This window comes from Polynucleobacter sp. JS-Mosq-20-D10, from assembly GCF_018687755.1.
In the GTDB taxonomy this organism is placed as follows: Bacteria; Pseudomonadota; Gammaproteobacteria; order Burkholderiales; family Burkholderiaceae; genus Polynucleobacter.
On record NZ_CP061305.1, the window covers coordinates 898289 to 910952 of the forward strand.

Consider the following 12664-nt stretch of genomic DNA (forward strand, 5'->3'; position numbering starts at 1 on the left):
CACTCGAAGCTTTTAATTCTTCAATTGCAAGACCCCTAATGGAAATGGAAAGCAGATGGGCGATTACACCAAGATGTCGGCACATTACGACACGATTATGACCTCAGGGTATTACGACTATCAGGCAATTGTGGATGGATTACTTAATCATCATCCTTTTGAGAATGTCTTGGAGATTGGGTGCGGCACGGGTTTAATTTTGGAGGAGATCGCCAAACGTGAACCGGCAGCTAATATCCGTGGCATAGACTTAACTCAATCGATGCTTGACATAGCGCAAAAACGTTTAGAGCCGTATCCAAACATTAAGTTAAGCCAGCAAAATATTACTGAGTTAAGTCTTGAGCAGCAATATCGCTTGGCTTTTTCATATGGTGGCGTTTGGTATTTCGTGATTGATGGCGATAAAGAGCCGTTTCTAGTTAGCCATATCTATGATGAGCAAGCAAATCATCTTGGCCTTGAAAGTTTAAGTAAATTTGTTCAGTCCGGTGGAAAATTGCTACTAGGAATTCAAGGGCCACACCATGATTATGAGAAGCCTATTTCTAATGGGATGATCTACTCACAAAAGATTGAACCTTTAGAGCTAGGGTTTACTAAGCACTATTACCTAGATGACAAAGATGATCGTGTCATGGCTCAAACGATTCACTACCGCACCTATAATTTTAGCGATGCCAAGCAATTACTATCGAGTTATGGTTTTGAGTATGAGGATCGGACAGAAAGGCACCAACATTTTCTTGAATTTAAGCGTGTTTAGAGATGTCCATAAAGATGAATGATCCATTGATTGGCTTTATTGGTGTAGGTAATATGGGTAATCCCATGGCGGCCAATTTATTAAAAGCGGGTTATAGGGTAAGTGTTTTTGATCGTGAGCCTCACAAGGCATTAAATTTAATATCCTTAGGCGCAAGTCTTGCAGAAAATATTACGCAACTTGGTCAGCAATCGCAAGTGGTGATTTGTTCATTGCCTGGCCCAGCTCAAGTCAAAGAGGTGATGTTTGGTAGTAGTGGGCTCATTAAAGCAATGAAGCCAGGATCAACTATTATTGATACTTCCACAAGCTCGGTAGAGCTTGCACAAGAATTATCGAACCTACTAGAGGAAAAGAATGTAGGTTTTTTAGAGGCGCCAGTGACTAATGCTGTTGACTTTGCAGCGCTTGGTAAGTTGTCGATTTTTGTTGCCGGCAAGCAATCGGATTTTGAGATCTGTAAACCTATTTTTGAAGTTCTTGGCGAAAAAATATTTTATGTTGGTAAGCCTGGTAATGGGGCAACGATTAAGTTGCTAACCAATCTGTTATGGTTTACACACGCCGCAGTGATTGGTGAGGCCTTAATGTTAGGAGCTAAAGCTGACATTCCACTAGATATTGTTGCAAAAGCAATTCAATCAAGTGCTGGTAACAGCTGGGTAGCTCAACATGACATCCCATCTATTTTTGCGGGGCACTATGATCCCAGTTTTTCTTTGGCGCTATGTTGTAAAGATTTAGATTTGGTCAATCAAATTGCGCAGTCTCAGGGCTTTACGTTGACTATGGGCCAATTTGTTCAAAGCCTTTTTGAGGAGGCTAAAAAAACTTATGGCGAATCTGCTGCTGAGTTACATGTGGTCAAATTATTGGAAGATCGGGTCGGTACTTATTTGCGCCCCCACTTACAAAATCGGCCCTGATAGCGTTTTCACCGATCATGACATTAAAAAATCAAGTCAAACTCATGCAAGAGGCTCACTTGCATATGCCTCAAGGGGTTGCAGAAAACTATCGCTATTGGGGTGATGAGCAAACTGTATTTATATCCTCAGCCAAGGGTGCCGAGCTGACAGATTGTGATGGCAAAAAATACATTGATTTTCGTTTGGGATATGGCCCAATTATTTTGGGCTATCGCGATGATCGGGTAGATCAAGCTGTCATTCGACAGATTCAGGAAGGCGGAACGCTGTCGGGTTTTTCTACATCGCTAGATACAGAGGTGGCGAAGCAAATCAAAGCACTGTGCCCACAAATTGATAAGTTACGTTTTGCTAATTCTGGTACTGAGGCTGTGATGGGTGCAGTCAGAACGGCGCGTGGTTTTACTGGTAGGGATCGAATTGCTATTGTAGAAGGTAGCTTTCACGGCCTAGTTGATGAGATGATGTGGAAGTCGGATATCGAGAATTGGAATTCTAGCGATCTTCACCCCCCGAAAATTATTCCATTTGGGGCAGGCATTCCCAATAATACCCGACAGCTTGTTGATTTTATTGAGCTCAATAATTTTGAGTCTCTTGAGCAACTCTTTATTTCACATAAAGATTCTTTAGCCTGTGTTTTGTTGGAACCGATTATTGGTAATGCTGGGAGCATTGCAGCTTGCAATTGTTGGTTACAAAGATTGCGTGATCTTTGTACTAAAAACGGTACGATTCTCATTATTGATGAAGTCAAAACAGGGTTTCGAGTAGCTAAGGGCGGCGCTCAATCTTTGTATGGGATTTATGCGGATCTGACAACGTATGCTAAGGCCATGGGAAATGGATATCCAGTTGCAGCTTTTGGTGGAAGATCCGAGGTAATGGATGTGGTTGGTTCTCATGCTGGAGGTGTTGTGCATGGTGGAACCTATACAGCAAACCTAGTCAGTTTGAGTGCAGCGTACGCAACCTTAGATATTTTGGCAAATACCAATGCTCTCAAAACAGTGGATAAAGCGGGGCAACAGATTCAAGCCTTATTAGGTCGCGTTTTTACTGCCGCTGGAATTGAACATGCTTTTGCTGGCCCTCCTGCAATGTTGGGAATTCATTTTTCGAGTGAAGTGCCTAATAATTATCGTCAGTGGCGAAAGGTCAACAACACCTTATATAAGAACTTTGCCTGGAAATTAATTGAGTATGGAGTGATGCTCGAGCCAGACTCAAGAGAGCCTTGGTTTATTTGCGAAGCACACAGCCAAATAGACTTTGCTTGGTTAGAGGATGTGGCTACAAAAGCAATTAAATCTGTACTTTAAAATTAGCAGTCAAACTACCAACGTTCTTTCCACAATTTCTTCTAAGACCCAGGTCGCACGTTTGGGTCTTGCTGGGCAGGTCGCTTTATTCAATAATTTTCTTAGCCTTGTCTCTCATCTTGCGCTTTCTTCTTTAGGTCTTTTTCTCGCTCCTTTTTAAGGTCACGCAATTGCCACCATGCAAATAGCAAAACTCCTCCGAAGATCAGCACTACTTCAATTAAGATAACGGGACCGAAGCTATCCATCTATTTCACTTTAAGTGTCGATTTAATATTGATTGTGTATTGGTATATAGAAATACTATGTACTCATTTTAGGATCTGCAATACAAGCCTTCATTGCTTTTAACTCTATAAGCTTAAGCCATTCAGGCTTTGCTTTTGGGTTCATCAGTAACTCATTAACTTGTCGATTTGTAGCATTTTTAGAAATGAAGTCTGCTTGACAAGCGCAATAAGCTGTAAAGTCCTCCTCGGCAAGGGCTTTACCTTTAATGCCTTGATGCTCAGCCACTTGTTCGCGAGCACAATTTTTTTGATAGTCCTTAGAGATTGCCTGAGCAAATGACTGGTTAGCCATAATTAACATAAATGCTAACGATAGACCGGTGCGAGATATTGACATGTTGACTTTTCCTTTTTAAAACTGATTGGTAGATATTCTTCCATAAATATCAAGATCTGACCTATCTAGCTCTGAGCAATCTTCTTCAACGGCACGTCCTCTCTCATTAGGCAAAAAAGCCCTTGCATAGTGCCATTTATATACTGTAAGTCATTGAAATAATGAGATATTCGAACAACCACGAATTCTTCTAAGGAGTAGGGCGTACGTTCGAATCGTGCTTGGCAGGCCAAATATCAAAGCCCTAGGTAAGTAAAACAGAGACGTATGGGCACAAAAGTCAAAAAACACTTAAAGTATTTGTTATGAAAGACGCCATCCACTACACCCCCATTCAATTTTCTGATCGAGTCGCCCTGTCATTTACTAAGGGCATGCGTTTTTTTGCTGATACTTTTTTTAAGAAACGCTATGGGCACCGAGCTGTTGTTTTAGAAACCGTTGCAGGAGTTCCGGGAATGGTTGCTGGTATGTGGACTCATTTAACAAGTCTACGCAGTATGAAGGTGGGCTATGGACCAAAGATTCGCACGCTTTTAGCAGAGGCGGAGAACGAAAGAATGCATTTAATGACCTTTATCGAGATTGCCAAGCCCAATATGTTTGAGCGCTATTTGGTCTTGATTACACAAGCCATTTTCTGGAATTTCTTTTTCATTATCTATGTATTTTTTCCAAGAACAGCACATCGCATAGTCGGCTATTTTGAGGAAGAGGCCGTCTACTCCTATACCGAATATTTAAAAGAAATTGACGAGGGGCGCACGCCCAATGTTCCTGCTCCTAAGATTGCTATCGATTATTGGAAACTGGATGCCAATGCAACCTTGCGTGATGTCGTGATTGCCGTCCGAAATGATGAAGCCCATCATCGAGATACAAACCACCAATTTGCTAGTGACTATGATCGATAATCTCATTTATTGATGTGTAGGTCGCACGTTTGAATTGTGCTGGGTATGCCAAATTTCATAATCAGCCCTTACCTATAAACTCTCAGTTTTATATGAAGAAGATGAATTCTAGAGGGCCTGTTTTTCGTAAAAAGGTACTAGCACTGTTCGCAAGCGGTATTTTTATTGAGCCAGCGCTTGCGAATCAGCCTGAGTATGAAGCCCCGCCACTCGATGAGATTGTGGTCTCAGCTAGTGGATATGAGCAAAAAATATTAGATACAGCAGCCTCTATTAATGTAGTTAACCGCAATCAGATTCAAAACGGTCAAGCCATGGAGAACCTTTCCGAGCCATTGAATCGAGTGCCTGGTATTTTTGCCTTAAATCGTCAAAACTATGCGCAGGATCTTCAAATATCCTCCCGCGGCTTTGGAGCAAACTCGACTTTTGGTACGCGGGGCATCAAAATTTTTGTTGATAATATTCCCGGTACCGTCGCAGACGGACAGGGTCAGATCTCACATATTGATTTGCCATCCACTGAGCGAATTGAGGCTATGCGTGGCCCATACTCTGTTCTCTATGGCAATTCATCTGGCGGAGTTATTAGTGTCTTTACACAAGATGGTGGTCCAAATAACGTGGTAGAACCTTACTTTGAGGCGGGGTCTTACTCACAAAGAAAAGCAGGCGTTAAGGCAAATGGCATCTATCGCAATACTAATTATCTGCTGGACGTAGGAGATTTCCATACCAATGGCTATCGGGTGCATAGCGTAGCAGATCGATTTAATGCGAACTCAAAGCTTAAATTTAAGATGGGTGGTGACACAGCTGTCACGTTCATTGCTAATAATGTCAACTTAAGTGCTCAAGATCCACTTGGGCTAACGTCATCGCAATTAGCTGCTAACCCAAAACAAGCTGGCAATAGTGCCATTAGTCAAAATACACGTAAATCAGTTTTGCAGTCTCAGACGGGCGCTACGATTGATACACGTGTTGATCAAGACAATCAGCTATTGTTTACTCCCTATTATGGCCAGCGTCATGTCACCCAATTCCTTGCTGCTCAGAGTAACGGGGTCATTGATTTGAAGCGAAACTTTTATGGCATGGATAGCAAATGGGTTCATAAAAGCCAAATGCTAGAGATGCCATTTACAGTAGTCGGTGGCGTTGATATGAACGAGAATGATGATCATCGGTTGACCTATCAAAATAATGGGGGCGTTCAAGGAGCACTTGGTCAAAATTACCGCATGAGTGCCAAAAATTTTGATCAGTATGCACACTTAGATTGGCGCTTGCTTGAGCGCTTATCACTCAACATGGGCGCAAGAAATTCTACAACTACTTTGAGCTCAATTAGTAACAGCCCCGCACTAAATAATACGAGTAGTGGCTCCAATACTTATCAGGCACTCACCAGCATGATGTCATTGCAATATTATTTAACCGAGCTTTCCAATGTATATGTCTCGTATGGGTCCAGTTTTGATACTCCTACGCTAAATCAGGTGACGTACAACTCCAATTTTAGTGGCTCAAATTTTGGTTTATTCGCTGCTACTACTAAACAGCTTGAATTTGGTTTTAAATCCAAAGTATCGAAGTCGGCCCAAGTCAATTTAGCCTTTTTTAACGCCAACACCACAAACGATATAGTGGTCGGGGCTTCGAGCTTTGGAAGAACTGCATTTACTAATGCTCCAAAGACGAATCGACAGGGGATGGAGCTTGGTTCGCAATTTATATTGCCTCATCATTTCGAAATGAATCTTGCTTACACCTGGTTAAATGCAATTGTTAAAGAAGCATATTCATATACTTATCAAGCTACTGGTATCCCGACAACAACCAATGTCGTGCTCAGCGGTAATCGAATTCCTGGCGTTCCCAATCAAGGTCTTTTTTCCGAGCTCCTTTGGGTCAAGCCTAATAAATCGATTGAGGCTGCAATAGAAGCGCGGGTCAATGGGTCTATGGCGGTCAATGACATCAACAGCTTGAGTATGGCAAATGGCTATGCCGTGATGAATATTCGCGGTGTTTTACGCCAAGAGCTTGCTGGCGGCTGGTCGACCTCACAATTTTTTAGGATCAACAACATATTAAATCGCTCATACGTTGGATCTGTCATTGTTAATCAGGCTAGTAGCCAGTTCTATGAGTCTGCCCCCGGACGTAATTGGATGATCGGCGGCAATGCAAGCTATCAATTTAAGTAAGTTAAAAAAGTAACATATTGCCAATTTGTTGATGCTATATAAGGCAAAACCCTAGTATCAGACTATAGCCATTACTCAAAAAAAGAATTAAATTGATTGCACTAACAATATAAATAAATTTAGTCAAAAAAAAGAATGGAAATAACCATGACCCAGCGACTTATTTCAGCATCAACACTGTCGACCCTCGCCATGTCCTTGATGATTTTGCAAGGCTGTGCAACTACGCCCCCTCCTAAGGCCGAGGCTACCCCAGCTCCAGCGCCAGCATGGAAGCAGGGTATGGGGCCAGATATGGCCACTTCGACCTTGGCGCCAATGCCTGGGAAGATGACTGTTACCTCAGCAGGCGACATTCCGATTGATAAGCTGAAATTACCCCCAGGCTTTAAGATCGAAGTCTGGGCAACTGGAATGCCCGGTGCGCGTGCGATGGCTCGTGGTGATAACGGCAAAATCTACATCGGCACCCGAGCTATTGGTCGCGTTTATGAATTAACCGATAACGGCAAAGAGCGCTCTAGCCGTGTGGTAGTGGATAAGCTAGTTCAGCCCGCTGGCGTTGCATTTAAAAATGGTTCCTTGTACGTGATGGCTATCAATAAGGTTCTGCGTTACGACGGGATTGAAAAAAATCCAAGCGTGGCCCCAGTAGATCTCACTGCTAAATTTAATTTACCGCCCGAGCAACACCATAACTGGAAGTACATTGCATTCGGACCCGATGGGAAGCTTTACGTTCCATTTGGAGCGCCTTGCAATATTTGTGAGTTACCTACCCCTGAGTACGCTCAGATTCGTCGCTATAACGCTGATGGATCAGGCATGGAAGTACTCGCAACGGGAGTTCGCAATAGCGTCGGCTTTGATTGGCACCCTACGACTAAGCAACTCTGGTTTACCAATCATGGTCGTGACTGGATGGGTGACGATAAGCCTAATGACACACTCAATCGCATGGAAAAAACAGGCCTAAATTATGGCTTCCCTTATTGCCATGCAGGCAATATTCCAGACGATGTTGTGAAGAAGTCAAATCCCTGTGAGGGCGTAGAGCAACCTGTTACTTTAATGGGTCCTCATGCTGCCGTAATGGGAATGAAGTTTTACACGGGCAGTATGTTCCCTGCTGAATATAAAAATGCTGCCCTAGTTGCTCGTAAGGGTTCATGGAACCGCAATCAAAAGTCTGGTTATGACGTTGTCATGGTAAAGACTAGCGCAGATGGTAAAAATGCCAAGGTTACCCCGTTCATTACTGGTTTTATGAATCCGGCAGATAATTCATTCTGGGGACGTCCAGCCTATCTCATGCAGATGCCTGATGGCTCTATGTTGGTGTCGGATGAGCAGTTAGGTGCAATTTACCGAGTTACCTACAGCAAGCAGCTAGTAGCAGCTCAGTAATTCGCAGTATTGTTGTGAAGTATTTAAAAATAGCGGCGTTGGCCTTAGGACTCGTATGTTCTAGCGCAGCGCCGCTTTCCTTTGCGCAAGATATTAGTGCCAAGATTCAGGTTTGTGGCGCTTGCCATGGTTCTGATGGTAATTCTAAAATGATAGGCACCCCTTCTTTAGCGGGTCAGCCCAAGACTTTTCTAGAAAACCAATTGGTGATGATTCGTGAGGGTATGCGCAACATTCCCGCTATGCAGGGGCAGCTTGATGGATTAAACGATGCTGCGATTGTTGCTATTGCAAAGTTTTACACCAGTAGTCCAGCCATATCGCAAGCGGACTCTAGGAATGCTGCTTTATATGAAAAGGGTCAAGTTATTTCAAAAGAGGCTTTATGCGGAACATGCCATTTGCCCAGCTATGTTGGCAGAGATCAGATGCCACGAATTGCTGCTCAGAGAGAAGATTACCTTTTGTATAGTATGAGACAGTTTCGTTCAAATCAAGCTACGGGTAGGGATACAGTCATGGCGGCATCCCTGTATGGCATGACTGATGATGATTTAAAGGCAATTGCCCACTATCTGTCACAGTTACAGTAATCTAGCGATGAACTTTTTGAATGTTTAGCGCTGTTATACCGATGTTTCAACTATCAATGACAAAAATCTAACTCTTACTTGCAAAGACAGAGTTTTACTACTAGTGTGTAAACCATTGAAATATATAGGATTTCGAAAAATTGCGAAAGCTTCTAAGGCCTAGTTCGCACTTTAGAATCGTGCTGGGCGGCCACTCCGCCAGTCTTGCTTCCCGCCTCTTTTGTTCTATTCAGGGATATTTGCCATATTCATTTTGATATCTATATATATACTAGTGCTGACACTTTTGAGATTCATAGACGATAGGAGAGATTCATGAAAAGTAAAAAAATCGGTACCAACTATTTGATCGCTGCAACATTATTGTTGGGTGCTGTAAATGCCCATGCCGCAAGCCAGACGATGGATAAAATTAAATCTACTGGAGCGGTCACTATGGGCGTTCGTGAATCCTCTATTCCAATGTCATACACCATTGGCGATAGCCGCTTTGATGGCTATCACGTTGAGGTATGCCGAATGATTTTGGCTGACATAAAAGCGAATCTTGGCTTAAGCACTTTGCGCATTAACTATCAGCCTGTTACATCCCAGAACCGTGTGCCCTTAGTTCAAAACGGCACAGTAGACATTGAGTGCGGAACAACGACTAACAATACTGCACGCTCTAAGGATGTGGGTTTTGCCAACACACTTTACGTTGAAGAGGTTCGGATTGCAGTAAAAGCTAACTCTGGCATCACTTCAATCTCTCAGTTAGCTGGTAAAAAAGTTGCTACAACTACCGGTACTACTTCTGTGCAGTTGCTACGTAAGCATGAAAAAGCCAATGGCGTTAATTTTGACGAAGTATTTGGTAAGGATCATGCCGACAGCTTCTTATTACTAGAGTCGGGTCGCGCCGATGCGTTCGTAATGGATGGTTCAATTCTGGCCGGTAACATTGCTAACTCCAAGAATCCAAAGGACTATAAGATTGTTGGTGAGGTGCTGGCAACTGAGCCTATCGCCATCATGGTCCCTAAAAATGATCCAGAATTTAAGGCTGCTGTAAATAGTGCGATTGCTAAGATTGTGGCAAACGGCAATATGCCTAAGCTTTGGAATAAATGGTTTTTAGCTCCAATTCCACCAAAGAATATTGTTGTAGGTCTTGAATTGTCTCCGGCGACTAAAAACGCTTGGGCCAATCTCAACGACAAACCTGCTGAAGATTACAACAAAAAATAATTGGTAGGCGTCACTAAATACGAGTCAACAATATGTCTTTAGATTTAGGTGTTTTTTGTAAGAACACCTTAGACGGGGAAGTGGTAGATCACTGCTTCTCCGCACTTTTTGGTTTGGCCCAAAACAGCGATCCAAGCTACTTGGATTGGCTGATGAAGGCTTGGGGCTGGACTTTGGCTGTAGCAGCCCTGAGTTTGACGCTTGCTTTAATTTTGGGGGCGGTGATGGGTACTCTACGTACTCTGCCAACTAACAGCTCTCTGAATAGATGGCTGATTCGTATTTCTACTGCTTGGGTTGAGCTATTCAGAAATATCCCCATCTTGGTTCAAGTATTTCTTTGGTATCACGTTATCCCATCTTTTGTATTGCCCTTAAAGTCTCTGCCATCCTATTGGTTGGTGAGTATCGCTCTTGGTTTCTTTACATCTGCTCGTATAGCTGAGCAGGTCAGGGCAGGTATTCAGGCGTTGCCAAGCGGACAAAGGGCTGCTGCAACTGCATTAGGTTTAACAACCATACAAAGTTATCGTTATGTTATCTTGCCGATGGCATTGCGGATTGTGATGCCACCACTGACTTCGGAGAGCATGAATCTTATTAAAAACTCTTCAGTGGCTTTTGCAGTTTCTGTACCAGAACTGACCTTATTTGCAATGCAGGCCCAAGAAGAAACATCTAGGGGTGTTGAAATCTACTTAGCAGTAACCTTGCTATACGCGCTCTCAGCATTTGCAGTCAATCGAGTAATGACCTTAATTGAAAAGCGTAGTCGCATTCCTGGTTTTATTGTTTCTAATGATGCAAGCTTGGCTCACTAGGCGTTAATAGGATTAATGACATGCTGAGCTTAGATCTAAGTTTTTATAACTGGGAATTATTTACCAACTATATTCTGAAGGGCTTGGTATTTAGTATTCAGTTAACGGTTTTTGCAACAGTTGGCGGCATCCTCTTTGGGACATTTTTGGCCTTAATGCGTTTGTCTGGACGGTCAGTATTGGTTTATCCCGCTACCCTCTATGTCAATACGATGCGGTCTATTCCCTTAGTCATGGTGATTCTCTGGTTTTTCTTGCTCATCCCTATGTTGATTGGCAGACCCATTGGTGCAGATCTCTCGGCCACGATTACTTTCATCGCATTTGAGGCGGCATTTTTCTCGGAGATTGTGCGCGCTGGTATTCAATCAGTGCCGAAGGGGCAGAGTTATGCAGGGGAGGCTTTAGGTATGACTTATGGCCAAAAGATGCGGCTTGTAGTTTTGCCCCAAGCTTTTAGAAACATGATCCCTGTTTTTATGACTCAGACTATTGTCTTGTTTCAAGACACTTCATTGGTCTATGCCATTGGCGCATATGACTTACTGAAGGGGTTTGAGATTGCTGGTAAAAATTACGGCCGCCCAATTGAAACCTATATTTTGGCCGCAGCAACTTATTTTGTAATTTGTTTCTCGCTTTCTAAGGTAGTACGCAAGATACAAGCTAGAGTCGCTATTATTCGCTAATCTCATCCGGTGCAAAATTAAATAGATCATCATGATTGAACTTCAAAACGTATCCAAATGGTATGGCTCATTTCAGGTGCTAACCGATTGCTCTACATCGATTAAAAAAGGTGAGGTAGTTGTGATTTGCGGGCCCTCTGGCTCTGGCAAATCCACCTTGATTAAAACCATCAACGCTCTCGAGCCTTTTCAGGCGGGTGAAATTACAGTTGATGGAGTTGCGCTACATGACCCAAAAACCAATTTACCAAAACTACGCTCACGTGTGGGCATGGTGTTTCAACACTTTGAGCTTTTCCCGCACCTCAGCGTTACCGAAAATCTGACGCTTGCCCAAATGAAGGTCTTAGGTAGATCGGTAGAAGAGGCCAAGACCCATGGCCTCAAGTATTTAGAGCGTGTTGGGCTAATGGCTCAAAAGGATAAGTTTCCTGGGCAGTTATCTGGTGGCCAGCAGCAACGAGTCGCAATTGCGCGTGCCTTAAGCATGGATCCGATTGTGATGTTATTTGATGAGCCAACTTCAGCCTTAGACCCCGAGATGGTGGGTGAGGTGCTAGATGTCATGGTGAAACTTGCTCATGAGGGGATGACCATGTGTTGCGTTACCCATGAAATGGGCTTTGCCCGCAAGGTAAGTCACCGCGTGATCTTTATGGATCAGGGCAAAATTATTGAAGACTGCAGCAAGGAGGAGTTCTTTGGCAATCCCGAAGCGAGATCGCCGAGAGCCAAAGATTTCCTCTCAAAAATCTTAGATTACTGATCTAAATTCCCATCTCAGTAAAAACTTCCTTAGCGCATCTGAAGCTATCGATTGCTGCTGGTACTCCGCAGTAAATTGCAGCCTGCAAAAAGATTTCCTGAATATCCTCTTTGCTTAACCCGTTATTAATGGCACCGCGCACATGAAGCTTAAGCTCATGGGGGCGATTTAAAGCGGTAATCATAGATAGATTAATGATGCTTCGGGTCCTGCGGTCAAGGCCAGGACGATTCCAGATTTCATTCCAGCAATATTCAGTAACTAATTCTTGCATGGGCATATTGAACGAATCGGCATTCTGGATGGATTTGTCTACATACTCCGCTCCCAGAACCTCGCGGCGAGTTTTGAGTCCCTTTTCAAATGCTTCTTTGTTCATATCAAGCT

14 protein-coding genes are annotated in these 12664 nt (G+C 43.2%); 11 read left to right on the plus strand and 3 right to left on the minus strand.

The genetic code is table 11. The annotated features are described in order from the left end of the window. The first annotated feature begins 55 nt into the window (after positions 1–55). From FD967_RS04635 to FD967_RS04645, 3 genes are read left to right on the plus strand one after another with little or no spacing between them, the layout of a single operon-like run. Positions 56–766 carry a trans-aconitate 2-methyltransferase gene (locus FD967_RS04635; protein ID WP_215326966.1) on the plus strand — a complete coding sequence of 237 codons (711 nt, stop codon included), beginning with the start codon at positions 56–58 and terminating at the stop codon, positions 764–766. A gap of 2 nt (positions 767–768) precedes the next feature. Then, positions 769–1692, plus strand: coding sequence for an NAD(P)-dependent oxidoreductase (locus FD967_RS04640; RefSeq protein ID WP_215326967.1), 924 nt, complete (start codon positions 769–771; stop codon positions 1690–1692). Between the two features lie 17 nt (positions 1693–1709). Then, on the plus strand, positions 1710–3017 hold the full coding sequence (locus FD967_RS04645; protein WP_215326968.1) for an aspartate aminotransferase family protein: 1308 nt from the start codon (positions 1710–1712) through the stop codon (positions 3015–3017). A gap of 101 nt (positions 3018–3118) precedes the next feature. Here the strand turns inward: FD967_RS04645 and FD967_RS04650 are convergent, their stop codons facing one another. Beyond that, entirely contained in the window at positions 3119–3265 is a 147-nt protein-coding gene (locus FD967_RS04650) for a hypothetical protein (RefSeq protein WP_215326969.1), read from the minus strand. A 55-nt stretch (positions 3266–3320) separates the two neighbouring features. After that, positions 3321–3644, minus strand: coding sequence for a hypothetical protein (locus FD967_RS04655; protein ID WP_215326970.1), 324 nt, complete (start codon positions 3642–3644; stop codon positions 3321–3323). 305 nt (positions 3645–3949) lie between these two features. Here FD967_RS04655 and FD967_RS04660 point away from each other — a divergent pair, with 305 nt between their 5' ends. The 8 genes from FD967_RS04660 to FD967_RS04695 all read left to right on the plus strand — a co-directional run bounded on the left by FD967_RS04660 (position 3950) and on the right by FD967_RS04695 (position 12277). Further along, positions 3950–4558: an alternative oxidase gene (locus FD967_RS04660; RefSeq protein WP_215326971.1), complete on the plus strand. Its 609-nt coding sequence runs from the start codon at positions 3950–3952 to the stop codon at positions 4556–4558. 92 nt (positions 4559–4650) lie between these two features. Then, on the plus strand, positions 4651–6771 hold the full coding sequence (locus FD967_RS04665; protein WP_215326972.1) for a TonB-dependent receptor domain-containing protein: 2121 nt from the start codon (positions 4651–4653) through the stop codon (positions 6769–6771). Positions 6772–6918: 147 nt separating this feature from the next. Then, positions 6919–8178: a sorbosone dehydrogenase family protein gene (locus tag FD967_RS04670; protein WP_251369097.1), complete on the plus strand. Its 1260-nt coding sequence runs from the start codon at positions 6919–6921 to the stop codon at positions 8176–8178. A gap of 14 nt (positions 8179–8192) precedes the next feature. Further along, a complete protein-coding gene (locus FD967_RS04675; protein WP_251369098.1) occupies positions 8193–8771 on the plus strand; it encodes a cytochrome c in 579 nt (192 codons plus the stop codon). A gap of 315 nt (positions 8772–9086) precedes the next feature. After that, positions 9087–10001 carry an amino acid ABC transporter substrate-binding protein gene (locus tag FD967_RS04680; RefSeq protein WP_215326973.1) on the plus strand — a complete coding sequence of 305 codons (915 nt, stop codon included), beginning with the start codon at positions 9087–9089 and terminating at the stop codon, positions 9999–10001. Between the two features lie 32 nt (positions 10002–10033). Continuing rightward, positions 10034–10822, plus strand: a complete 789-nt coding sequence (locus tag FD967_RS04685; protein ID WP_215326974.1) for an amino acid ABC transporter permease — start codon at positions 10034–10036, stop codon at positions 10820–10822. A 20-nt stretch (positions 10823–10842) separates the two neighbouring features. Beyond that, a complete protein-coding gene (locus tag FD967_RS04690) occupies positions 10843–11511 on the plus strand; it encodes an amino acid ABC transporter permease (protein WP_215326975.1) in 669 nt (222 codons plus the stop codon). 31 nt (positions 11512–11542) lie between these two features. Beyond that, positions 11543–12277, plus strand: coding sequence for an amino acid ABC transporter ATP-binding protein (locus FD967_RS04695; RefSeq protein ID WP_215326976.1), 735 nt, complete (start codon positions 11543–11545; stop codon positions 12275–12277). Between the two features lies 1 nt (position 12278). Here FD967_RS04695 and FD967_RS04700 read toward each other — a convergent pair whose 3' ends face one another. Then, the gene (locus tag FD967_RS04700; RefSeq protein ID WP_215326977.1) at positions 12279–12656 is read right to left on the minus strand and encodes a carboxymuconolactone decarboxylase family protein; all 378 of its coding nucleotides are present in this window, start codon (positions 12654–12656) and stop codon (positions 12279–12281) included. Between the last annotated feature and the right edge of the window lie 8 nt (positions 12657–12664).

Coding starts and splice junctions, on each gene's coding strand:
- FD967_RS04635 (WP_215326966.1), top strand. CDS start 56: ATGGGCGATTACACCAAGATGTCGGCACATTACGACACGATTATGACC.
- FD967_RS04640 (WP_215326967.1), top strand. CDS start 769: ATGTCCATAAAGATGAATGATCCATTGATTGGCTTTATTGGTGTAGGT.
- FD967_RS04645 (WP_215326968.1), top strand. CDS start 1,710: ATGACATTAAAAAATCAAGTCAAACTCATGCAAGAGGCTCACTTGCAT.
- FD967_RS04650 (WP_215326969.1), bottom strand. CDS start 3,265: ATGGATAGCTTCGGTCCCGTTATCTTAATTGAAGTAGTGCTGATCTTC.
- FD967_RS04655 (WP_215326970.1), bottom strand. CDS start 3,644: ATGTCAATATCTCGCACCGGTCTATCGTTAGCATTTATGTTAATTATG.
- FD967_RS04660 (WP_215326971.1), top strand. CDS start 3,950: ATGAAAGACGCCATCCACTACACCCCCATTCAATTTTCTGATCGAGTC.
- FD967_RS04665 (WP_215326972.1), top strand. CDS start 4,651: ATGAAGAAGATGAATTCTAGAGGGCCTGTTTTTCGTAAAAAGGTACTA.
- FD967_RS04670 (WP_251369097.1), top strand. CDS start 6,919: ATGACCCAGCGACTTATTTCAGCATCAACACTGTCGACCCTCGCCATG.
- FD967_RS04680 (WP_215326973.1), top strand. CDS start 9,087: ATGAAAAGTAAAAAAATCGGTACCAACTATTTGATCGCTGCAACATTA.
- FD967_RS04685 (WP_215326974.1), top strand. CDS start 10,034: ATGTCTTTAGATTTAGGTGTTTTTTGTAAGAACACCTTAGACGGGGAA.
- FD967_RS04690 (WP_215326975.1), top strand. CDS start 10,843: ATGCTGAGCTTAGATCTAAGTTTTTATAACTGGGAATTATTTACCAAC.
- FD967_RS04695 (WP_215326976.1), top strand. CDS start 11,543: ATGATTGAACTTCAAAACGTATCCAAATGGTATGGCTCATTTCAGGTG.
- FD967_RS04700 (WP_215326977.1), bottom strand. CDS start 12,656: ATGAACAAAGAAGCATTTGAAAAGGGACTCAAAACTCGCCGCGAGGTT.